The 22,812-nt window shown below is 62.8% G+C and carries 19 protein-coding genes; 12 read left to right on the forward strand and 7 right to left on the reverse strand.

Annotation, left to right across the window (positions count from 1 at the left end; translation table 11 throughout):
• The first annotated feature begins 280 nt into the window (after nucleotides 1–280).
• Nucleotides 281–3,877, forward strand: a complete 3,597-nt coding sequence (locus SIN04_RS17065) for a DUF3971 domain-containing protein (RefSeq protein WP_341264091.1) — start codon at nucleotides 281–283, stop codon at nucleotides 3,875–3,877.
• A 229-nt stretch (nucleotides 3,878–4,106) separates the two neighbouring features.
• Here the strand turns inward: SIN04_RS17065 and tyrS are convergent, their stop codons facing one another.
• Nucleotides 4,107–5,366: a tyrosine--tRNA ligase gene (tyrS, locus tag SIN04_RS17070; RefSeq protein WP_134491137.1), complete on the reverse strand. Its 1,260-nt coding sequence runs from the start codon at nucleotides 5,364–5,366 to the stop codon at nucleotides 4,107–4,109.
• A 289-nt stretch (nucleotides 5,367–5,655) separates the two neighbouring features.
• On the opposite strand from tyrS, the gene SIN04_RS17075 reads away from it, so the two are divergent.
• Nucleotides 5,656–6,573 (forward strand): hypothetical protein, encoded by a 918-nt coding sequence (locus SIN04_RS17075; RefSeq protein WP_341264092.1) that lies wholly within the window; start codon nucleotides 5,656–5,658, stop codon nucleotides 6,571–6,573.
• 99 nt (nucleotides 6,574–6,672) lie between these two features.
• Here SIN04_RS17075 and SIN04_RS17080 read toward each other — a convergent pair whose 3' ends face one another.
• Both SIN04_RS17080 and SIN04_RS17085 read right to left on the reverse strand, forming a co-directional pair.
• Nucleotides 6,673–7,242: a carboxymuconolactone decarboxylase family protein gene (locus SIN04_RS17080; RefSeq protein WP_134491139.1), complete on the reverse strand. Its 570-nt coding sequence runs from the start codon at nucleotides 7,240–7,242 to the stop codon at nucleotides 6,673–6,675.
• Nucleotides 7,243–7,323: 81 nt separating this feature from the next.
• Nucleotides 7,324–8,427, reverse strand: a complete 1,104-nt coding sequence (locus tag SIN04_RS17085; protein WP_423135983.1) for an anhydro-N-acetylmuramic acid kinase — start codon at nucleotides 8,425–8,427, stop codon at nucleotides 7,324–7,326.
• Between the two features lie 193 nt (nucleotides 8,428–8,620).
• Here SIN04_RS17085 and SIN04_RS17090 point away from each other — a divergent pair, with 193 nt between their 5' ends.
• Nucleotides 8,621–9,241: a hypothetical protein gene (locus tag SIN04_RS17090; RefSeq protein WP_134491143.1), complete on the forward strand. Its 621-nt coding sequence runs from the start codon at nucleotides 8,621–8,623 to the stop codon at nucleotides 9,239–9,241.
• Between the two features lie 205 nt (nucleotides 9,242–9,446).
• On the opposite strand, the gene SIN04_RS17095 is transcribed toward SIN04_RS17090, so the two are convergent.
• Nucleotides 9,447–10,136, reverse strand: coding sequence for an alpha/beta hydrolase (locus tag SIN04_RS17095; protein WP_174513778.1), 690 nt, complete (start codon nucleotides 10,134–10,136; stop codon nucleotides 9,447–9,449).
• Nucleotides 10,137–10,725: 589 nt separating this feature from the next.
• On the opposite strand from SIN04_RS17095, the gene SIN04_RS17100 reads away from it, so the two are divergent.
• The 6 genes from SIN04_RS17100 to SIN04_RS17125 all read left to right on the forward strand — a co-directional run bounded on the left by SIN04_RS17100 (nucleotide 10,726) and on the right by SIN04_RS17125 (nucleotide 17,544).
• Complete coding sequence (locus SIN04_RS17100; protein ID WP_341264093.1) at nucleotides 10,726–11,907, forward strand: cysteine desulfurase family protein; 1,182 nt, start codon at nucleotides 10,726–10,728, stop codon at nucleotides 11,905–11,907.
• 90 nt (nucleotides 11,908–11,997) lie between these two features.
• Nucleotides 11,998–13,470, forward strand: coding sequence for a Fe-S cluster assembly protein SufB (gene sufB / locus SIN04_RS17105; RefSeq protein ID WP_134491147.1), 1,473 nt, complete (start codon nucleotides 11,998–12,000; stop codon nucleotides 13,468–13,470).
• A 152-nt stretch (nucleotides 13,471–13,622) separates the two neighbouring features.
• The gene (gene sufC / locus SIN04_RS17110) at nucleotides 13,623–14,378 is read left to right on the forward strand and encodes a Fe-S cluster assembly ATPase SufC (RefSeq protein WP_341264094.1); all 756 of its coding nucleotides are present in this window, start codon (nucleotides 13,623–13,625) and stop codon (nucleotides 14,376–14,378) included.
• A 12-nt stretch (nucleotides 14,379–14,390) separates the two neighbouring features.
• The gene (gene sufD / locus SIN04_RS17115) at nucleotides 14,391–15,725 is read left to right on the forward strand and encodes a Fe-S cluster assembly protein SufD (RefSeq protein WP_341264095.1); all 1,335 of its coding nucleotides are present in this window, start codon (nucleotides 14,391–14,393) and stop codon (nucleotides 15,723–15,725) included.
• Nucleotides 15,722–16,966, forward strand: coding sequence for a cysteine desulfurase (locus SIN04_RS17120; protein WP_134491149.1), 1,245 nt, complete (start codon nucleotides 15,722–15,724; stop codon nucleotides 16,964–16,966). The genes sufD and SIN04_RS17120 overlap by 4 nt, the downstream gene beginning before the upstream one ends.
• 185 nt (nucleotides 16,967–17,151) lie before the next feature.
• Nucleotides 17,152–17,544, forward strand: a complete 393-nt coding sequence (locus SIN04_RS17125; RefSeq protein WP_134491151.1) for an iron-sulfur cluster assembly protein — start codon at nucleotides 17,152–17,154, stop codon at nucleotides 17,542–17,544.
• 103 nt (nucleotides 17,545–17,647) lie between these two features.
• Here SIN04_RS17125 and SIN04_RS17130 read toward each other — a convergent pair whose 3' ends face one another.
• The 3 genes from SIN04_RS17130 to SIN04_RS17140 all read right to left on the reverse strand — a co-directional run bounded on the left by SIN04_RS17130 (nucleotide 17,648) and on the right by SIN04_RS17140 (nucleotide 19,638).
• Nucleotides 17,648–18,313 carry a DsbA family protein gene (locus SIN04_RS17130; protein ID WP_134491153.1) on the reverse strand — a complete coding sequence of 222 codons (666 nt, stop codon included), beginning with the start codon at nucleotides 18,311–18,313 and terminating at the stop codon, nucleotides 17,648–17,650.
• 184 nt (nucleotides 18,314–18,497) lie between these two features.
• Entirely contained in the window at nucleotides 18,498–19,013 is a 516-nt protein-coding gene (locus tag SIN04_RS17135) for a DUF721 domain-containing protein (protein ID WP_134491155.1), read from the reverse strand.
• 130 nt (nucleotides 19,014–19,143) lie between these two features.
• Entirely contained in the window at nucleotides 19,144–19,638 is a 495-nt protein-coding gene (locus SIN04_RS17140; RefSeq protein ID WP_134491157.1) for a VOC family protein, read from the reverse strand.
• A gap of 65 nt (nucleotides 19,639–19,703) precedes the next feature.
• Here SIN04_RS17140 and mutY point away from each other — a divergent pair, with 65 nt between their 5' ends.
• The 3 genes from mutY (at nucleotide 19,704) to SIN04_RS17155 (ending at nucleotide 22,788) form a co-directional block, all read left to right on the forward strand.
• Nucleotides 19,704–20,774 carry an A/G-specific adenine glycosylase gene (gene mutY, locus SIN04_RS17145; protein ID WP_134491159.1) on the forward strand — a complete coding sequence of 357 codons (1,071 nt, stop codon included), beginning with the start codon at nucleotides 19,704–19,706 and terminating at the stop codon, nucleotides 20,772–20,774.
• 59 nt (nucleotides 20,775–20,833) lie between these two features.
• Entirely contained in the window at nucleotides 20,834–21,100 is a 267-nt protein-coding gene (locus SIN04_RS17150) for an Imm74 family immunity protein (protein WP_134491161.1), read from the forward strand.
• A gap of 62 nt (nucleotides 21,101–21,162) precedes the next feature.
• Nucleotides 21,163–22,788: an acyl-CoA dehydrogenase family protein gene (locus SIN04_RS17155; protein WP_341264096.1), complete on the forward strand. Its 1,626-nt coding sequence runs from the start codon at nucleotides 21,163–21,165 to the stop codon at nucleotides 22,786–22,788.
• Nucleotides 22,789–22,812 lie beyond the last annotated feature (24 nt).

The raw sequence follows: 22,812 nt of genomic DNA on the forward strand, positions 1-22,812 counted from the left end.
CTTTCGTCGCATTGAAAAGCCATCGATCCTAGTCACGATATTGGGGATAAACGTTCGGATTGGCGATCGTTGATCCGCTTAAGTTTAAATCAGAATCTGTCCCAAATCGCCACGCCGCGTTGCGGCCCGCAGCTCGTAAATTCCTGTTGCCCTGAGGGGCGCGGCGTGCACGGGATGATTGAAGAAAAACGCTGGAATCAGCCTTTCGACGAGGCCGGTGTTTCGGCGTAACATCGAGGTTTCCAGCTTCAGCTTGCATTGGAAGGGCCGCGAGCGGTTGGTGAAACAGCAAAAGGAATCGGCCGCCGCGCATGGGGCGACGCTGGCCTGCGGCGCGGGATCGCCCGCGGGGAGTGACGCGCCGCGCCTCAAAAAGCCTCGCCGGGGCGCCTTCGTCGCGAAATCCTGCGGTTATGCCGTTGTCGGCATACTCGTGCTTGCGCTGCTGAGCGGCGGCCTTCTGGTTGCGCGCCTGACGCGCGGACCCATGTCGATCGACGGGCTCGGTCCGCTCATCGCCGATGCGCTCGATCAGCGTTTTGGCCGGGGCTATGATTTCACTCTGGGCCAGACTTCCATGGTCAAGCATGGCGTTTCGCCGACGCTGAGCATAGACGGACTGTCGCTGAAGGACGGATCCGGGCGCACGATCTTCAAGGCGCCCCGCGCGGAAGTGTCCATCGATCTCTTGTCGCTGATCGCTGGACGCGTCGTGCCGAAGCGGCTTGAGGTTTTTGACGTCGAAGTGCGCCTCGCGCTGCTGCCGGACGGGTCGATCGCGCAGCCGATCGCGCCGGGTTCAGACGAAACCGTCGCCATCACGCCGCCCCTTGCGGAATCGCTTGTGAAGGCGGGCGCCTCTCCGGCCGAGGTTGGCGTGGCCGCCTCTTCGCCGGCCGCCGATCAGAACGGATCGCCGCCCGCCGCCGCGGGGACGCAACCGAAGCCGCGCGCTTTGCTTGTCAGGCAGATGTCGTCGGCGCTGCGCCTGTTGATGGATGCGTTGACCAGTCCAGACAGCCAGATCGCCGCGGTCGATCGCATCGCCATCTCGCGCGGACGCGTCATCATCGACGACCGCACGACGCATCAGAAAGTGACGTTCGATGGCGTCAACCTCGGCTTTCAGAGGAACTCCGGCTCGACGACATTCAACCTTGCCGTCGATGGGCCCAACGGGCGCTGGTCGGCGACGGGCCTTGCCAGCGGCGCGCCGGGCGCCCAGCGCAGCCTGATGCTGCAGTTGCAAAATCTGTCGATCGACGAGATCCTGCTGGCGACGGGCGCGCGTTCGATCGGCGCCGATTTCGACATGCCGCTATCCGCCAGATTCTCCATCGGCCTCCGCCCTGACGGGGTGCTGTCTGAAGCCGTCGCCTCTTTTGGCATGGGAGCCGGCTATCTGCGCTTCGACGATCCAAATGACGAGCCGATGATGGTCGACTCGATCCAGGGCGGCGCGCATTGGGACGGCGCGACGCGGCGCATCATCATCGATCCGGTAAAGCTGACGGCGGGAGAAACGCATGGCGCGGTTTCTGGTTCGGTCGCCTTGCCCGTGCAGGAGGGCGATCCGTGGCTGATCAACATTGTCCAGGCCGAGCCGATCATTGCCGCTCCCGAGCGTCCGGGCCAGAAAACCGTCATCGTCGATTACGTTGCAATGACCGCCCGGCTGTTGCTCGGCGAGAAAAGGCTTGTGTTCGATCGGATCCTGCTTGGCGGGCCGCAGGCCGGCTTTTCGATGGCGGGCGACGTTGATTGGACGAATGGTCCACGGCTTCGTTTCGGCGCCGCGCTCGATCCGACGCCGATTTCCGTCGTGACGCGTCTTTGGCCCTCGTTCATCTGCGCGCCGGTGAGGAACTATCTGCTGGATCACGTCAAGGCGGGGGCTGTAGAGAAGGCGACGCTGCAAATCGATTTCAACGCCGCCGATCTCGACGCCATGCGCGATGAGCACCCGCCGCCGGATGAAAGCCTGCTGCTGGATTTCACCGTCGCCAATGGCAGCGTCGAATTTCTGTCGGGCGTGCCGCCTCTGACCGGCGTAGACGGGGTTGGCCGCATCACCGGCCGAACCTCGACTTTCACGACGACGAGCGTCGGCATGCTCGACGCCGGCGAAGGCCGGACATTGACAACAGCCCCGGGCGGCACGTTCCACATCGCCGATGCGAATCAAAAGCCGACGCCCGCCGTCATCGTCGCCAAGGTTTCGAGCACCGTCGACACGATCGGCGATCTATTGGCGCGCGACGCGCTGAAGCCTTACGCCAATCTGCCTCTTGCCGCCTCGACCTTGCGCGGGCAGGTGGACGGACGGCTGGAAATCGACCTTAACCTCGGGCCAAACATGAGCCCCGCCGATACGAGCCTCAAGATCAATTCGGTCGTCACCAATTTTACGGCGGACAATCTGCTCGGCAAGGAGGCGCTCGAGGCCGCGACTCTCGCCATCAATGTCGATGCGAGCGGTCTCAAGGCGAGCGGGCAAGGACGCATGTTCGGCGCGCCTGCGACGGTCGAGATGAATCAGCCTTCCGGCAAAGCGGCCTCGGCGATGGTCCATATCATCATGGACGACGCCGCGCGCGCCAAACAGGGCCTCGGCGGCGTGCCGGGCGTCACCGGTCCGATCGCGGCGACCATAACCGCTCCGCTCGGGACCGGAGAAAATATCAGGGCGGATGTCGAGCTCGATCTCACTCACGCCGGCATCGAATGGCCTGGCGCCTCGAAGCCGCCGGGGCGTCCCGGCAAGGCAAAGTTCTTGCTCGCCGTCAACAATGGTCTGACGTCGCTCGATCAGATCGTCTTCGACGCCGGCGCCGTGCAGGCGCATGGCCAGATCGAACTTGGTCCCGACCAGTCGCTGCAAAGCGCGAAATTCGGCCAGGTCAAATTTTCGCCTGGCGACGATATGAAGGTCGACGCGCTGCGGGTTGGCGAAACCTTGAAGGTCATGGTGCGGGCGGGAACCATCGACGCGCGTCCGTTCCTGAAAACCCTGTTCGCGTCCTCCTCCGATACGCCGGCGCCGTCCGCCGCGGCCTCTCTTCCGCCGGGCGTTTCGCCTTCGCCGATCAAGGAGATCGACCTCGACGTCAAATCGGCTCTGCTCAGCGGCTACAACAAACAGGTGCTGACCGGCCTCGAACTGCGCATGCTGAAGCGTGACGAGCTCTATAAGCAGCTCTCCTTCGCCGGGCGCTTCGGCCGCCAGACGGTGTCCGGCAATCTCACCGGGCCGCCGGCGGCGTCGCAATTGACGATCCTTTCCGATGACGCCGGATCGCTTTTGCTGTTCACCGATCTTTATAAGCACATGGAGCGCGGGCGGCTTTCAGCGACCATGCAGATCGGCGGCGGGTTGTCCGGCGTTCTTACCATCGACACTTTTGTCCTGCGCGACGAACCTGCGCTGCGAAGGCTTGTCGCCGAAGGCGTTCCCCCGCCCGACGCCACAGGCAGGATGCCGAAAATCGACGCCGGGGCGATGGCCTTCAACCGGCTCCAGGTGCGCTATGACCGCGCCGGAACGCGGCTTCTGCTGCGTGATGGCGTAATGAACGGCGACGCCATCGGCCTGACGGTGGACGGCTGGCTCGATTTCGCCCATGACGGCGTCGATATGAAGGGCACCTTCGTGCCCGCCTATGCGGTCAATAATCTGTTCTCGAAAATTCCCGTCGTCGGCCTGATTCTCGGCGGCGGATCGAATGAGGGGTTGATCGGGGTGAATTACCGCGTCGAGGGCAAGATCAGCGCGCCGACGCTCAGCATCAATCCGCTCTCGGCGATCGCGCCCGGCATTTTCCGCCAGATTTTTGGCGTCGGCGCCCACATCCCTTCAACAGGCGCCGCGGGGCAGTAATTTTTAAGACGGGATGCCTTGATGGTCCTCCCCCTTTTTCAAGGGGGAGGGGCGTTGCGCGCCGCGCCAATCGCAGCGAGACCGGGGTGGTCCCGCGCGCTCAAAGCATCGGTCAATCCGGGGCGTCCCAGTTTTTGCCGACCATGGGCTTACCGTGCTGCTGGCTGACGTTTTGTCTCATCCAGTCGACGTCAAAAGGAAATCGATGCGCGATCCCCTCTCGTTTCGTTCAGACCAGCTTTAGCAAAATATGCCGCTTGCGGCCGAGCGAGAGTTTGACGACGCCCTTTACGGCGGCGGCGGGCGCGATCACGGCGCGCTCGTCGGAGATTACTTCATCATTGACCCTGAGGCCGCCGCCCTTGATCTGGCGGCGCGCTTCGCTCGTCGACGCGACGAGCCCCGCCTTGACGAAGGCGGCGAGAACGCCGAGCCCGGCCTCGATCTCGCTGGCTGCGATCTCGACCGAGGGAAGGCTTTCCGCCAGCGCCCCTTCTTCGAAAGTTTTGCGCGCGGCCTCTGACGCAGAAAGAGCGGCCTCCCGCCCATGCACCATGGCGGTCGCCTCGGTCGCCAGCACTTTCTTGGCCTCATTAATCTCGGCCCCGCCAAGGGCTTCAAGCTTTGCGATCTCGTCCAGGGGCAACTCGGTGAACAGTTTCAAGAACCGCCCGACGTCGCGATCCTCGCAATTGCGCCAGAACTGCCAATAGTCGAACACAGGCAAAAGGCTTTCGTCGAGCCAAACCGCGCCTTGCGCCGTCTTGCCCATTTTGGCGCCGGAGGCGGTGGTCAAGAGCGGCGAGGTCAAGGCGTAGAGCTGCGCCGTGCCGAGCCGGCGGCCGAGGTCGAGCCCGGTGATGATATTGCCCCACTGGTCCGAGCCGCCCATCTGCAAGATCGCGCCGGAACGGCGAAAAAGTTCGACGAAATCATAGGCCTGAAGGCACATGTAGTTGAATTCGAGGAAGGACAGCTCATGCTCGCGTTCGAGGCGCGTCTTGACCGAATCCATGGCCAGCATGCGATTGACGGAGAAATGCCGGCCGATGTCGCGCAAAAAATCGATGTAGTTGAGGCTCGATAGCCATTCGGCGTTGTCTGGCATGATCGCGTCTTTTGGCCCCTCGCCAAAAGTCAGAAACTTCGAGAAGACGCGCTTGATGCCGTTCTTATTGTCCTCGATCGCCTCGAGCGTCAGGATTTTCCGGCTTTCGTCCTTGCCGGACGGATCGCCGACCCGCGTCGTGCCGCCGCCCATCAGCGCGATCGGCTTGCCGCCGGTCTTTTGCAGCCAGCGCAGCATCATGATCTGCACCAGCGAGCCGACATGGAGCGAGGGCGCGGTGCAGTCAAACCCGATATAGGCGACGAGTTCGCCGGACTTCGCCTTGGCGTCAAGCCCGGCAAGGTCTGAGCATTGATGCAGATAGCCGCGCTCGATTAGGGCGCGCAGAAAATCGGAGGCGGGCGAGAAATCGTCGGACATGTTTATCCTGCTGGCGCAAAGCGCCCAATGTCGGGCGCGGGCGGGCCGTCGGCGAGGGCGAGGTTTAAGGGCAGTGAGAGATGAAGGCAATGTCGCGCGTGCTCTTCGATCGGCAAACCTCCGCCTTGCAATAGAAACTTGATCCGCCCCCGGTTTGGAAGCCAGAATGCAAAGCTGCGCCTGAGCCCCCAGTCGCGCAGCCGGATGATCTCGACTCCGCGCCGGACGCCCATGCTTATGCCTGCCAAGATTTCAATTCGTCGATCATGGATTTATTGGAGCTTAGCCAATGGCCCCGCCTCCCGTCACACCAGTCCCGTTGCTAAATTACCCTGACGCTTCGGTCAGCGACTATCGTTTCGCGCTCAACTCTGAGGGCGATCAGATCATTTTCGAGCGCTCAGTGAACAAGAGCCCGGCTGTTCTGTTCTACGCGGCTTTGAACAGCCCCATTCAGCCTTCGCTGTTTCCACCGAACTCGCATTACAACTCCGCCACTCGTCCGGACTGGTCCTGGTCTAATGGCCAAATCGCGTTTTGCATCGACGGCGGCATCGTCATAACCGACGCGGACGGCTCAAATGTCTCGTTTCTTTCGTCCACGAAAGGAATGATCTATCCGGCCTGGTATCCGAACGTCCCCGCCCTCGCGGTGATGAACAACAACCCGGCCCCCAATCCGCATACGTCGGTCATCAGCGGTTCTGGCGAGCTTGATATTCCCGTCGTCGCCGGTACGACGGTCTGGGCGGGCATGCCCTCGGTCAATCCGCAAAACCCGCAACAATTCGCCTTCGCCGGCCAATATATCGGCAGCCAGATAAAGTATAATCAAGATACGAACTATATCTGGTTCGTCGACAGAGGGCAGGATCCCGTCGTCATCCGGCCGCTCGACAAGAACGCAAACGTCACAGGGCCGTTTGAAGCGGCCTATCAGGGGCGCGCGCCATGGTGGTCGCCGGACGGAAACTGGATCGCTTTTGAATCAAACCGCGACGCCCCGGCAAATTCCGGCCATTACGCCATTTATGTTCAGGACTCTGGCGGCGTGAATTCAGCCATGCAGGTCACGGACTATAAATATAACGGCAATCATCCAAAATGGTTTGCGAATGGAACCGGGCTCGTCGCAACGCTGCTTCAGGCGCCGCCGGCGCCGCAAAGAGGACTCTACAGTCTCGACGTCTCGGCCTTCGTCGGCTGAGGTTCGCCACGGAAAGCGCTCCAGCCTACGGGAGCCTCAAGGAGCCGCCGCCTGAGCGGCTCCGGGGATGCCGAGATGCGTTCCCAACGACCGGCGCCTCTACGCTTTGGGCTCGGGAACTGGCACGTCAAACGTGTTCAGCGTGACTGAAACCAGACAATAGAGCCCGACGAGATAGGACAATTCCGCCGCGCCATGCTGGCCGAAAGCCTCGACCGCGGTGTTATAGGTCAGCTCCGGCAGCGTGCCGCCCCTGACCAGCGCGCTCGCGAAATCATAGGCGATCGCCTCGTGCCGCGTCAGATCGTTGGGGCGCTGCCCCGCGACGATGGTGGCGAGCTTTTCATCCGATAATCCACGCAATTCGCCGACGAGAACGTGGGCGTAAATCTCATAGGCCGAGTTGAAATGCGCGCCTGTCACCAGAATGGCGACCTCGCGCGCCGCCCTCGGCAGCGAGGGATTATCAGCCAGCGCCTTGACAAGCTCCCAGCTCGGCTTGCCGAAAACCGGCTCATGCAGCCAGGGATTCCACGGCCCGGCCAGCGCGCCATCTTCGCGAACTGCGACGAAGCCTTTGAAATTCTTGGCGATGCCCTCGCTCATATCATTGTAAAGGGCGCGCTGCTCTGGGGTGAGTTCGGAAGGAGGAATGAGCGGAAGGCGCATGAGGGCTCCGTTAAATGATCGCGTCCCCGGACCGGGGGGACGCACCAGCCTAAGCCGCGATCACATCATTTCGATGGCGCCTCACCGCACGGGACGCGCGATGAGGCCGCCCGCCAGCGGCGCGTCGATTCCGGTGGTCTGCGGGAAGGTAATGGGCAAATTTTTCTGCCGCCGCACCGCCATATAGGCAAAGGCTTGCGCCTCCATGGCGTCGATCGACCAGCCGAAAGCGTCGGCGTCGGCGACGCGGCACGGCAGGCGAGCGGAAAGCTCCGCCATGAGCGTCGGATTGCGCGCGCCGCCGCCACAGATCACAGCGATGGCCGGGCGCTGGGGCATGAGATCGAGGGCGCGGGCGATCGCCGCCGCGGAGAACGCCGTCAGCGTTCTCGCCGCGTCCTCGGTGGCGAGCGAGGCGACGGCGGCCGCCGAAAACGCATTGCGATCGAGCGACTTTGGCGGGGCCAGCGCAAAGAAGGGATGCGCCAGCAGATCCTTGAGAATTTTCTCATCGGCCCTGCCCCGCGCGGCGGTGGCGCCGTCGCGGTCGATAGCAACGCCTTTGCGGAGCAGCATCAGGTCGTCGATAAGGGCGTTGCCGGGGCCGGCGTCGCAAGCGATCGGCTCCCGCTCCCTCTCGATAAAGGTCACATTGGCGACGCCGCCGATGTTGATCACCGCGACAGGCTCGGCAAAGCCCGTCGCCCTGACGAGCGCGCTGTGAAACACCGGCACAAGCGGCGCGCCCTGGCCGCCGCGCAACACATCCGCCGCGCGAAAATCATAGACCACGTCATGCCCAAGGCTTCGCGCCAGCGCCGCGCCGTCGCCAATCTGGACGGTCAGCCGCTTCTCTGGCCGGTGGAGCACGGTCTGCCCGTGAAAGCCGATGACGTCGATTGTCTTGCCGTCAACGCCCTGCGCGTCAAGAAAGCGCCGCACCGCCTCGCAATGGCGCTGCGTCACCATGGCTTCCGCGCTGGCCAGAGCGCCCGGACGCGCGCGGCGGTCATGCAGCGGCGCGGCGTCGGCGATGGCCGCCCGCAGCAGCGCGCGATCCTCGTCCTGATAGGGCAGAAACCCCGAGCCGCGGAACGAAATCTCGGCTTCTCCATCGGTTTCGATCAAGGCGACGTCGACCCCATCCATGGAGGTTCCGCTCATCAGGCCGATCGTCCGAACCATTGTCATCATCGCCTCCCGGATTGGCGTCCCGCCAACATAAACTGCAAACACGCTTCAGCGCCGGCCACGCCCGCAAGAGACCATAACATCGTGTGAGCGCGCACCGACATCATCATTGTTCAATCGGATGATCGCTGTCGATCCACCTGCGAAAAGCGACCGGGTCGAGCTGGCTGAGTCAAGGAGATTTGAGATGTCCGATGAATTCAAGCTCCGCCTCAAAGTCCTGAGCGCCCTGAATTCGAAAGCCTGTGGCGCGATCGCATTTCAGGCGGCGGGCATTTCGGTCATGGGTTATCATTACGGTTACCTCGCTGACCTTGTCGCCCAATACTGCGTCGATATTAAATTCGGCGTCGTCGATCCAGCGGCCTCGGCCGAATATGATCACACGACGGATACGCTGAGGTTCAGCAATCGAAACCTCGGATTTTACGCTACGCCCAGCGGTCGCGCGCAGATCATTCACGAGGGCACCCATGCGTTGATCGACGCCACCCACCCCGGCAAACCCGTGCGGCGCTCCGATAATGAATTTATATGCTGGCTTGCCCAGACGATCTATTCACTGCTCGCTGGCGACAGCGTCAGGCGGGATGGAGATTTTCACGGCTCTCTTTTCGCCATCGCCAGCGATGCGGTCAGAAAAAGAGACGGCGTTTTCGTGGTCGATCCGCAAGCCGTCAGCTTTGTCGGCGCCATCCTTCGGAGCGCCGACGCCCTACGGGCAAAAAAGGCCGGGAAGACGGTTCCCGATATCGAGTTGATGAATGGAATCCGCTGTCCGCGTCCACCGGCGATGGAGCCGGATTAGAGCATATTCCGGTCAGATCGGTTCGATCTGATCGACAAGAATATGCTCAAGCTTTTGAATCTGGAGCGATTGCTGATCGATCGAATGACTCCATTCGATCAAAAAAGAGCAGGTGCGTTCAGGCGCAATCGCATTCCGCTCTTTAAGCCTTTGTTTTACTGCATGCCGCCGGCCCGAAAAGCCTGCGACTTTCCGGCATCATGCGTTAGCGCCGTTCCGCCGGCTCGCTGCGGGTCGGCGTCGGCAGGCGCGGCGGATTGCCGAGGCGGCGATCGAGATAGATGCCGACTTCCTCGATCAGAGGCTCGACGCAATTTTCGAAGAAATGATTGGCGCCGGGAATCACGGCATGCTCGATCAATATGCCCTTTTGCGTCTTCAGCTTCTCGATGAGTCCGGTGACTTCCTTCAAAGGCGCCACGCGGTCCTGGTCGCCATGCACGAAGAGGCCCGAGGAGGGGCAGGGGGCGAGGAAGGAGAAATCGAAGCGGTTGGCGGGCGGCGCGATCGAAATGAATCCTTCGATCTCCGGACGGCGCATCAGAAGCTGCATGCCGATCCAGGAGCCGAAGGAGATGCCGGCGATCCAGCAGGCCCGGGCTTCCGGATTGATCGCCTGCGCCCAGTCGAGCGCCGCGGCGGCGTCCGACAATTCCCCCTGGCCGTGATCGAAGCCGCCCTGGCTGCGCCCGACGCCGCGGAAATTGAACCGCAGGACCGCGAAGCCGCGCTCGGCGAAAGCATAATAGAGGTTGTAGACGATCTGATTATTCATCGTCCCGCCGAATTGCGGGTGGGGATGCAAAATAATGGCGATCGGCGCGCCACGTACGGTCGAGGGGTGAAACCGACCCTCGATGCGGCCGGCCGGACCGTTAAACATTACCTCGGGCATCTTTGCTCCATGATCAGGGTTTGAATTTTTCCGCGGCGAGCGTTTTTACGCCAGAACCCCGCCACGCTTTGGCGCTCCATCAACGCGCCGGACCTTGCGGCATGATCGTTTCCACCACGCCGCCTATTTTTCGTTATCGTCCATGATTTCTCTCAAAAAACGGCGGCGCGGAGGCGCTCGCCTTCCGTGTTCGGCGCGTCATTCGCTGTCTGCAAGCAAACACGCCCTCGTTCGCAAGCAAGCTCGCAGGCGTCCCGCTTCCGGGGTCTGGCCGAAGCGGGCGACGATGGGCGCCCGGCTCATCCTTGACTTGCCTCCCGCGCGACCCCTAAATGGAGAGGGCCCTTTTGTCGTCAAAACCAGAGCGCCGCAGATCAACTCCAGACGCTCCTTTGTCTCATGTGAGCCCGAGAAGGGTCCTTCGGGATCCCGAAAAGCGCCCGAGCAGGTTCTTGGCGACCTCGCCAAATGAGGCTCATTTGGCCCCCCGAGGCGAATACTCGCCTTTTTAGCACGTTCGCCCCAAAGGATTGCAAGCACTTTAGGCGAATGAGCGAGAATTTGTCTCTTTAAACAGGATGATGCCGCCGTGCCGCCGCGCGCCTATCTCGACCATAACGCCACGACGCCTTTGCATCCGGCGGCGCTTGAGGCTATGCGCGCGGTCTTGGCGAGGCCTGGCAACGCCTCTTCCGTTCACGCCGAAGGGCGCGCGGCCCGGGCCGCGATCGAGAACGCCCGGCTTGAGCTTGGCGCTTTCGTCAATGCGCCCGCGAAGGCGATCATTTTCACGTCGGGCGGCACGGAAGCGCTCAATCTGGCGCTGACGCCCTCGATCGACGGAGCCGATGGTCCTCGCCCGTTCGACCGTCTGCTCATCGGCGCCGCGGAACATTCTGCCGTTCTAAACGGTCATCGCTTTCCGGCCGATCGCGCCGAGATCGTTGCGCTGGCCGGCGACGGCGCGCTCGACCTTGAGGCGCTGGGCGCCGCGCTCGCGCGCCACAAAGGGGAGCGCGTCATGCTGGCGCTGCAGGCCGCCAATAATGAGACGGGCGTCATCCAGCCGGTGGCGGCCGCGGCGGAGCTCGTCCATGCCGCCGGCGGATTTGTCCTCTGCGACGCCGTGCAGGCCGCCGGCAAGATCGATTGCGACATGACGCGGCTCGGCGCGGACGCGCTCGTTCTCTCGGCGCATAAATTTGGCGGCCCTCAGGGCGTCGGCGCGCTTTGTTTTGCCTCTCCGGCTTCCCATATAAGGGCCACGATGATTCGCGGCGGCGGTCAGGAGCGCGGGCTCCGCGCGGGCACCGAGAATGTCGCGGCGATCGCCGGGATGGCGGCGGCTTTGCGGATTTCGGCGGAGCGGTTGCGGCGGCAGAGCGAAGTTTTGGCCTCCTGGCGCGACCGTCTTGAGGCCGAAGTCTCGCGCATCGCGCCCGACGCGGCGTTTTTCGGAGCGGCGCGGGAACGGTTGCCGAATACCTCGTGCTTTGCTGTTCCCGGGATTGAGGCACAGGTTTTGCTCATGTGTCTTGATGTCGAAGGCGTCGCGGTCTCGTCCGGGTCTGCCTGTTCGTCCGGAAAGGTAAAGCGCTCCCACGTCTTGACGGCGATGGGCGTCGCGCCAAACTTGGCGAACGGAGCAATTCGGGTCAGTCTGGGCTGGGATTCGTCTGAGGACGATTGCGCATTGTTCGTCAAGGCGCTCGAAAAGGCGGTTCGCTCTCTCAAGGCGAGACTGCCGGGAGCGCCAGGTCAGGCAGCGTGACGTTACGCCGCTGAGGCGGCGGACGAAGCCCGGACTAGGGTTGAGGTCTGAACCGGCGGTCCTTGAAACCGGCAGGGTGAGGAGAGTGTTATGGCAGCGGTCCAGGAGACCGTCGACCGGGTCAAGTCGGTCGACGTCAGCGAATATAAGTACGGTTTCTTTTCCGACATTGAGTCCGAAAAGGCCCCAAAAGGTCTGAATGAGGACATTGTCAGATTCATCTCGGCGAAAAAGAACGAACCGGAATGGCTGACGGAATGGCGGCTTGAGGCTTTCCGGCGCTGGCTGACCATGCCCGAGCCGCATTGGGCGCGCGTCGACTTTCCCAAGATCGACTATCAGGATCTCTATTATTATTCGGCGCCCAAGACGGCGGCCGGACCGAAATCGCTGGATGAGGTCGATCCCGAACTTCTGAAAGTCTACGCCAAACTCGGCATTCCGCTCGGCGAGCAGGAAATTCTGGCGGGCGTCGCCCCGGAGCGCCGCGTCGCCGTCGACGCCGTGTTCGATTCGGTCTCGGTCGTCACCACCTTCAAGGAAGAGCTGGCGAAAGCCGGCGTGATCTTCTGCCCGATCTCCGAGGCGGTTCACTCCCACCCCGAGCTCGTGAAAAAATATCTCGGCTCGGTCGTGCCGACCACCGACAATTATTACGCGACGCTGAACAGCGCCGTCTTCTCGGACGGATCTTTCGTCTATATCCCGCCGGGCGTCCGCTGCCCGATGGAGCTCTCGACCTATTTCCGCATCAATGAACAAAACACCGGGCAGTTCGAGCGCACGCTGATCATCGCCGACAAGGGCTCCTATGTGTCCTACCTTGAGGGCTGCACGGCGCCGAAGCGCGATGAAAATCAGCTTCACGCCGCTGTCGTCGAACTCGTGACGCATGAAGACGCCGAGATCAAATATTCGACCGTGCAGAACTGGTATCCGGGCGACGCGGACGGCAAGGGCGGCATCTATAATTTCGTCACCAAGCGCGGCGACTGCCGCGGCGCGCGCTCGAAGATTTCCTGGACGCAGGTCGAGACCGGATCGGCGATCACCTGGAAATATCCGTCGTGCATCCTGCGCGGCGACGAATCGCGCGGCGAGTTCTATTCGATCGCCATTTCGAACGGACGCCAGCAGGTCGATTCCGGCACCAAAATGATCCATCTCGGCAAGAACACGACGAGCCGGGTGATCTCGAAAGGCATCGCGGCGGGGGCGTCGCAAAACACCTATCGCGGCCAGATCTCCTCGCATCGCAAGGCTACGGGAGCGCGCAACTTTACGAATTGCGATTCGCTGCTGATCGGCAATTCCTGCGGCGCGCATACGGTGCCCTATATCGAATCGCGCAATACGAGCACGCAATTCGAACATGAAGCGACGACCTCGAAGATTTCCGACGATCAGCTGTTCTATTGCCAGCAGCGCGGTCTTTCGGCCGAGGAAGCGACGGCGCTGATCGTCAACGGCTTCGTGCGCGACGTCTTGCAGCAGCTTCCGATGGAGTTCGCGGTCGAGGCGCAAAAACTGATCGCGATCTCGCTCGAGGGCAGCGTCGGTTAGCGAAAAAGGCCGGGGCTGACGTCCGGCCTTCGACGGCCCCTGCGGACCTGCTCAGCATCAAATGGCGGCGGCCGCCCGCGCCGCCGCAACAGCCAGGGAGCGCGCCTTTGCCGCGCCTGGCGTCAGCCAAATGAATGCAAGGATTTTAAATCATGCTCGAAGTCAAGAATCTCACTGTTTCGATTGATGGACGGACCATTCTCGACGAACTCAACCTGACGGTCCAGGACGGCGAAGTCGCCGCGATCATGGGTCCGAACGGCACCGGCAAGTCGACGCTCTCCTATGTCATCGCCGGCCGCAAGGATTACACGATCGAATCCGGCGAAGTTCTCCTGAACGGCGTCAATCTCCTTGACCTCGAGCCCGACGTGCGGGCGGCGCATGGCGTTTTCCTCGCCTTCCAATATCCGCTCGAAATCCCGGGCGTCGCGACGATGACATTCCTCAAGGCCGCCCTGAACGCGCAACGCAAGCAGCGCGGCGAGGCGGAGCTGACGACGCCGGAATTCATGAAGCGCGTCAAAGGCGCCGCCGACAAGCTCGAGATCAAGCAGGAGATGCTGAAGCGCGCGCTGAATGTCGGATTTTCCGGCGGCGAGAAGAAGCGCATGGACATTCTGCAGATGGCGCTGCTCGAGCCGAGCTTCGCTATTCTCGATGAGACCGATTCGGGGCTCGACATCGACGCGCTGCGGATCGTCGCGAGCGGCGTCAACGCGCTGCGCTCGCCAAAACGCAGCTTCCTCATCATCACCCATTATCAACGCCTGCTCGACTATATCGTGCCCGACACCGTGCATGTCATGACAAAGGGCAAAATCGTGAAAACGGGCGGCGCGGATCTCGCCGTCGAACTCGAAAAGAGCGGCTATCGCGACTATTCCGTCGAAGATGCGGCTGCCTGAGAGGAAGCAACGATGAGCGCTCAAATCACTGCCGCGCGCACGCCCGCGGAAACGGCTCTGGCCGAAACCTTCGACGCGGCCGTCTCCAGGCTGCCGGGCGGCGCCGATGTGAAGAAATTGCGCGAGGCGGCGTTCAGCGCATTCTATACGGCGGGCCTTCCGCATCGGCGCATCGAGGCCTGGCATTATACCGATCTGCGCGCTCTGATGCGCGCCGCTTTGCCGCTCGCGGCTCCGCCGAGCGCGGCGGCGATCGCGGCCTTGCGCGACGAATTGTCGAAATCTGCGCCAGCGCAGCGTCTCGTCATCGTTGACGGCGTATTCGTTCCCGAACTCTCCGACCCGCTGCCGGCGGGCGTCTTTGTGCGTTCGCTCGCCGCCGCGCTGAGTGAGGGGCGTCCCGAGATGATCGCTCTCATCGCGTCGCAGGATTTCGGCGGGACTGACACGATCGTCTCGCTCAATGCGGCGCTGATGCAGGATGGCGTCGTCATTGAGGTTGAGCCGGGCGTCGCCCTCGCTGACCCGATCCGTCTCGTCTATGCGACGGCCTTGAGCGAGCCTTCCGCGCGCTATTCGCGCTCGGCGGTGGTCGTCGGCGCCGGCGCGTCCGTCCGCATCGCCGAGGAAAGCCTTGGCGAGGGCGCGCGCACGGGCCAGACCAATGGCTGCCTCATCGTCTCGGTCGCCGATGACGCCAAATTCCAGCATACCGCGATGATGACCGGCATGGCGCCCGCGAGCCTTCGCATCGAAAGCCTCATTGCCCGCATCGGCGCGCGCGCCAAATTCGACAGTTTCGCGCTGATCACCGGCGCCGGCGTCGTCCGCCGCCAGATTTTCGCGCGCTTTGAGGGCGAGGGCGCGGAAGGCTCGCTGCGCGGCGTCTCGCTGCTGCGCGGGCGCCAGCACGCCGACACGACTTTGCTGGTCGAACATCTGGCGCCGGGCTGCACCGGCCGCCAGACCTTCAAATATGTTCTCGACGAGGAAGCCACCGGCGTCTTCCAGGGCAAGATCAATGTGGAGAAAGACGCGCAAAAGACCGACGGCCGGATGCTGAGCAAGGCGCTGCTTCTGTCGGACAATGTCGCGATGAACAACAAGCCGGAGCTTGAGATCTTCGCCGACGACGTCGCCTGCGGCCATGGCGCGACCTGCGGCGGCCTCAATGACGACCAGCTGTTCTACCTTCAGGCGCGGGGCCTGCCTTTCGCCGAGGCCGAGGCCCTGCTGCTCGAAGCTTTCGCCGCCGACCTTCTCGACGAGTTCGACGACGAGGAGCTGGCCACGCCATTCCGCGCCGAAATCGCGCGCTGGCTGTCTGCGCGGGGGGAAAAGGCATGAACAAGCATATCGTCGCGCCGGCGCCTTACGACGTCGCCAAAGTGCGCGAAGACTTCCCGATCCTGTCGATGGAGATCTACGGCAAGCCGCTCGTCTATCTCGACAATGGCGCCTCGGCGCAAAAGCCGAAGGCCGTCGTCGATCGGATGGTGCATGCGACCTATCATGAATACGCCAATGTTCATCGCGGGCTGCATTTTCTCGCCAACGCCGCGACGGACGCTTTTGAGGCCGCGCGCGAAAGCGTCAGATCTTTCCTCAATGCGGAGAGCGTGAACGAGATCGTCTTCACGAAATCCGCGACCGAGGCGATCAATCTCGTCGCCGCCTCCTTCGGCGAGGCCTTTATCGGCGCGGGCGATGAAATCGTGCTCTCGATCATGGAGCATCACGCCAATATCGTGCCCTGGCATTTTTTGCGCGAGCGCAAGGGCGCCGTGCTGAAATGGGTCGACGTCGACGATGAGGGCGAGTTCTCGCTCGAGCGTTTCGAGGCGGCCCTGAGCCCCAGGACCAAGATCGTGGCCATCACGCATATGTCGAACGTTCTCGGCACGGTGACGCCGATCAAGGAGATCATCCGCATAGCGCATGAGCGGGGCATTCCGGTTCTCGTCGACGGTTCGCAGGCGGCGGTGCATCTTTCCGTCGACGTGCGCGATCTCGACGCCGATTTTTATGTCGTGACGGGGCATAAGCTCTATGGGCCGACCGGTATCGGCGCGCTCTACGGCAAGGCGAAATGGCTGGAGCAAATGCCGCCCTTCCTCGGCGGCGGCGAGATGATCAAGGAAGTCACCCGCGATCTCGTCACCTATAATGATCCGCCGCATCGCTTCGAGGCCGGCACGCCGCCGATCATCCAGGCGGTGGGACTTGGGGCCGCTCTCGACTATATGCAGCGGCTCGGGCGCGATCGCATTCATGCGCATGAAACGGCGCTGAGCGAATATGCGCATGAGCGCCTGTCGCAAATGAATTCGCTGCGCATTTTCGGCCGCGCCAAAGGCAAGGGCGCGATCATCTCCTTCGAGATGAAGAACGCCCATGCGCATGATGTCGCGACCATTCTTGACCGCGCCGGAGTCGCGGTGCGCGCCGGAACTCATTGCGCGCAGCCGCTGCTGAGCCGGTTCGGGGTCACATCGACGTGCCGCGCGTCTTTTGCGCTGTACAATACCTTCGATGAGGTCGACAAGCTCGCCGAGGCCTTGACCAAGGCCGAGCGCCTGTTCGCCTGAGGCGTGATCCTGCGAGAGTTGCAGATTTTTGGGATCATGGCAGAAGGGAGCGCGAGTATGATCGGTTTAATCCGGATCGGTCATGCTCAACTGTGAAGGTTTGAAATTTTCGGGCCGCGAACACAAGTTTAAGCGAGCGTCGCCGGCCTTGAACCGGTCCACGCGGAAGGATGAGGAGCCGATCCATGGCCGAATTGCAAGCCGCCGAAACTGCGGACGTCATGCCGAACGAGCCGCAGTGGATATTCGACGGCTCCATTCCGCAACCCGAACGGGCTCGCTTCATCGACGACGCGATCGCGGCCTTCAAGACCGTATTCGATCCTGAGATACCTTGCGACATCTACGAACTGGGGCTGATCTATAAGGTCGAGCTCGAGGCCGAACGCGCGGTCAAGGTTGAAATGACCCTGACGGCGCCGGGCTGTCCCGTGGCGGGTGAACTGGCGCGCATGGTCGAGACCGCGGTCGGCTCCGTCAATGGAACGCTCAGCGCGAAAGTCGACGTCGTTTTCGATCCGCCCTGGGATCAGAGCCGCATGTCCGACGAGGCCCGCGTCGCCCTCGATATGTTCTGAGGTACCGCGGGCCGGGAAGGGCGCCGTCCTGCCGACGAGCGCCCTTTCCTGACGCGGACCGGCTTCCCGACCGCCTGAAAATGCTTATGGGCTGCCCGCAGCCTCAGCTTTTCAGCAAAGGCTCCAAAATCTGGTCGAGCTTTTCGGGCGATATTTCGCCTGTCTGCTTCTGGCCGTTGAAGAAGAACGTCGGCGTCGCGCTCACTCCGAACTTCTCCGAGGCGTGATCGCGTATCTTATTGATCTTATCGTAAAGATCCTGGTTTTTGAGACAGGTCTCGAAGGCTTCCTGGCCCATGCCCGTCTGTTTCACGAGGTTGGCGAGGGATTCCACAGGCTTGTCGGTAAACGCCCAGTTCTTCTGTTGCAAGAACAGCAAATCGACGATGGCGTTGCGCTTGTCGTCGCCGGCGCAGCGGGCGAGCATGAAGCCTGCCGTGGCGAGCGGGTCCAGCGGAAACTCGCGCAGGATGAAGCGCACCTTGCCGGTGTCGATATATTTGCTTTTCAAGGTTGGAAATGTCTCGGCGTAAAACGCCGCGCAATGGGAGCAGGTCATCGAGGCGTATTCGACGATCGTGACGGGCGCGTCGCTCTTGCCGAGCGCCAGATCCGGCAAGGCCTCGCCAGCCATGAGTTGATCGACCGGCACGCTGGAGCCTTGGGCGAATGCCGGGGAGCCCCCTGCAAGTCCAAGGAGGAGGGCGGCGGCGATCCGGAAAAGGACGCGGCGGCTCTGAACGGCCGGGCTTTTGGTTAGCGTCTGCATGGGTTTCGATCCATCCGGAGGGCGAGAATTATCTCTAATGGTTTGTTTTATCGCGTTCTTTTCACGTAAGCGGCGACTTTTTGGTTTGCGGGCGCTTCTGATTGATAGCGGTGCGTCTGATTGAAGGCGCAGGCAAAACGATCATGGCGTAGCTGAAAAACGGCATCAAGGCGTAGGAACCCCACTAATCGCGGCCGCTCAGCGACGAGCGGGTTAGCACACAGGCCCCGAGCCGCGTCAAGGCCTTGCGGAGCGCTTCGTCGGGGATATTTCCGACAGCCGCTTCAGCGGCCTTCACGATCGCGAGAGCGGGGGGCGTGCGAGGCGGTCGCGCAGGCGCGCGCCTTTCGAGCGGACCTTGCTTCAGCAGCAGCCGGTCGACGCAACGCCAGCCAAGATGCGCGTTGACGCGCTCGATGACGGCGCCGGCGCGATGTTGCAGCTCCAGCGCAAAGCCCGTTTCGACGCGCACGATGAGCGAGGCCGGAGAAGATCCGCCCGCCGTCCCGCGCGGGCGCGGCGGCCATTGCAGCTTGATCGGCTGCGACATCGCGGCGAGGCGCTCGCCGACGATCTCGTCCCAAAACAAAATAACGTCGGATTGCCCGAATCCTCGCCGCGCCAACGTCGGATCGATGATCGGTCCGACAAGGTCGGCGAGCGGTCTTGACCAGGGATCTTTGGGACGGAACGCTCGCATGGCTTTTTCTAGCGCTTTTACGGCTCAGCGGCAAAATATTGCGCCGGCCGGGCGAGGTAGCCCGAATGGGCGTCGAACACGAAAGCGATCTTCCTTTTCCAGCGCATGATCCTGTCGCAACGGCCGCGGCTCAGCCGGTTTTCTCGGGCGCCCCGCCGTGCAGCGCTTCGGCGCGCCGGCGGATTTCATCGATTGAAACATCCTCGATGTGGCTTGCGATCCACCAGCGATGCCCGAACGGGTCCTCGAATTTGCCGCCCCGGTCACCGTAGAACTGGTTGGCCACCGGGCGCAGCACTTTCAGCCCCTCATCCTCGGCGCGCCGGGTAAAGCCATCGACATCCGCGACATAGAGATGGATCAGCACCGGCGTGCCGCCGATGGTCTGCGGCGACAGCGCCTCGTAATCGGGAAATTCGTCGGACAGCATGATGCGGGCGTCGCCGATTTCCAGTTCGGCGTGGCCGACGCAGCCTTCATGTTCAATGCGAACCCTTTCGACGGCCCCGAAGGCGCGCTTGTAAAAATCTATGGCGGTGCTGGCGGCGCGCACGCTGAGATAGGGCGTCGCGCCTTGCCGTCCCACGGGAACGGGGCTTACCTTCAAAGGCGACGGCTCATTCATCACTTTGCTCCCCCGCAATGATGTCATGGCTTTTCGCGGGGAAGGAGAGCGGCTAAACGAGGCGCATGTATGACGTTTCGTCTAATACTTCCCACGCCAGCGCGGTGCTCGTCTGGTATGATCGGCATCGCCGTGCGCTGCCCTGGCGCGCCGCCCCCGGCGAGCCGAGCGATCCTTACGCGGTCTGGCTCTCCGAGATCATGCTGCAGCAGACGACGGTCACAGCGGTGAAGCCCTATTTCGCGGCTTTTCTCAAGCGCTGGCCGGATGTCGCGGCGCTGGCGGCGGCACCCGTTGACGAGGTGATGCGGCAATGGGCCGGTCTTGGCTATTATTCGCGGGCGCGCAACCTTCACGCCTGTGCGCTTGCGATCGTCCAGCGGTTTGGCGGGCGCTTCCCGGACGATGAGGCGGCGCTGCGCGCGCTGCCGGGACTTGGGCCCTATACGGCGGCGGCGATCGCGGCGATCGCCTTCGGGCGGCGCGCCGTGGTGGTCGATGGCAATGTCGAGCGCGTCGTCGCGCGGCTCTTCGCCATCGAGACGCCGACGCCGGCGGCAAAGCCGCTCATCCGGGAAAGGGCCGCCGCGATCACGCCGGACCATCGCGCCGGCGATTACGCGCAGGCGATGATGGATCTTGGCGCGACGATCTGCACGCCAAAGCAGCCCGCTTGCGCGATCTGCCCGCTCTCGCTGGCTTGCGGGGGCAAAGCCCTTGGCGATCCGGCGCGCTTTCCGGTCAGAACGCCCAAAACCGTCCGTCCGCGGCGGCGCGGCGCGGCATTCTATGTCACGCGCGCGGATGGCGCGGTTCTGGTGCGCACGCGTGCGCCGAAGGGCCTGCTCGGAGGGATGACGGAAATTCCGGGAACGCCCTGGAGCGGTGATTTCATCGAAGGATCTGCGCTGGATCTGGCGCCGATCAAGGCCCGCTACCGCAAGCTCGACGGCTGCGTCGAGCATGTATTCACGCATTTTGCCTTGCAGCTTTCCGTTTATGTGGGCGAAGTTGAGATGGCAAGCGCGGCGCCCGAGGGTTGCCGCTGGACGCCCGCGGAAAGGCTCGACGGGGAGGCTCTGCCGAGCCTCATGCGCAAAGTCGTCGAGGCCGCGCGCGGCGCGACGGAAGTCTAAAGTTTCGGGCTCATGGATGAGATCATGCGTCAATACAACATGAACGGGATGAGTTGAGCATGGCCACGCGACGCGGGGGGCCGCGGATCACCCTGACGGAAGGCGCGATCCGCATATTGTGGACCGACAAGGTTTTGACGATCCTGCCGGCGGCGCAACCGCCGGATTCCGAGGAGGCGATCGATTTCGTCATCGACATGGACCAGATCATGACCTGGGATCCGCCGCATCAGGGCGTCGAAATCGGCGTTGAGGAATTGCAGATCATCATGCAGGCTATTGAAGCCGATTTCGAGAAACTCGGGCTCGTCGTCGCCTTCGAATAGGGCATGATCGACAAGATCATTCAAATGATCATGCCCCAGCATTGGGCGCCGGGAGTTTTGCCATGTCTCGCGTCGCAGGCGGGTTTGAAGCGGCCTCCTTCAATCAGTCGCCGCGCTTCGAGGATATTGATCTCTTTGGCGCCGACGTCGCGCTTCGCGAGGCGGTTTTGCGCGCTGGCGTCGACCCCGATTGCTCGGGGCTCGCAGCCTTCGGCAAGGATTTCGGCTCGGCCGGGACGATCGAACTCGGCCGCCTCGCCAATGAGAATCCGCCGCGCCTTCGCATTGTCGAACCGGATGGCGGGCGCGCCGACAGGATCGAGTTTCATCCGGCCTATCATGCATTGATGCAAAAAAGCATGGCGGCGGGGCTGCATGGTTCGGCCTCCGAGGCGGGCGCCACGCGCGTCACCGAACGCGCCGCGCGGCTTTATATGGCGACGCAGATCGAAGCCGGGCATATCTGCCCCCTGACCATGACCAATGCGGCGGCAGCGGCGCTCAGCGCCTCGTCATCGCTCCTGTCGGCATGGCTGCCGCATATTCTGTCGCGCGACTACGACGGCGCGATGAAGCCGTGGTTCGAGAAAAAGGCCGCGACGATCGGCATGGGCATGACGGAGCGCCAGTCCGGCACGGATGTGCGCGCGACGATTACCGGGGCCAAAGCCTGTAACGGACATTATGAGATTTCCGGCCATAAATGGTTCATGTCGGCGCCGATGTCCGACGCCTTTCTCGTGCTGGCGCAGGCGCCGGGCGGCCTCACCTGTTTCCTCGCGCCGCGCTTTCGTCCGGACGGCGCCGTCAACGGGCTGAGGCTCCAGCGCCTCAAGGACAAGCTCGGCAACCGCTCCAACGCATCCGCTGAGGTCGAATTCATCGGCGCCTATGCCGAGCGCGTCGGCGAGGAAGGCGCGGGCGTGCGGACCATCATCAATATGGTGCAATGGACGCGGCTCGACTGCACCGTCGCCGCCGCGGGCCAGATGCGCTTTGGCCTTGCTCAGGCGGGCCATCATGCGCGCCATCGGACAGTGTTTCAGCGCCGGCTCATGGATCAGCCGGCGATGCGCGCCGTGCTGGCCGATCTCGCTCTTGAGAGCGAAGCCAATGTCGTGCTCGCCTTTCGCCTCGCCGGCGCCTATGAGCGCGCGGCGGCGCATCCGGCGGAGGCGGCCTACGCCCGGCTGATGACGCCGGCGGCGAAATATCTCGTCACGAAATCAGCGCCGTCCTTTATCTATGAGACGCTCGAATGCCTTGGCGGCAATGGTTATGTCGAGGATTTTCCGATGGCGCGTCTTTATCGCGAGGCGCCGCTCAACGCCATCTGGGAGGGGTCCGGCTCCGTCATGGCGCTCGACATTCTGCGCGCCATGCGAAAGGACCGCGAGGCGACGGCGGGCGTGATCGACGCTCTGGCGGCGGCGTGCGGCGCTCCGGGCAAAACGGCCGCCGCAGCAATCAAGCAGCTTGCCGCCAGCGCGGAGGCCGAAAGCCGCGCGCGGATGATCGCAGAAAGGCTGGCGCGGCTCGGCGCGCTCGCCGCGCTTCATGAAACGAACGGCGTTTTCGCCGAGGCCTATGCAGCGACGCGCCTCGCGCGCGAACCGCGCAGCACCTGGGGCGCCTGCGACCTTGGGGCGGCGGAAGGCGCCGCCCTGTCGCGCCTGCTGGCGGAGTAGCAGCTATCGTCTTGAGGTAGGTGT

The sequence above is a fragment of the Methylocella tundrae genome (assembly GCF_038024855.1).
GTDB lineage: Bacteria > Pseudomonadota > Alphaproteobacteria > Rhizobiales > Beijerinckiaceae > Methylocapsa > Methylocapsa tundrae.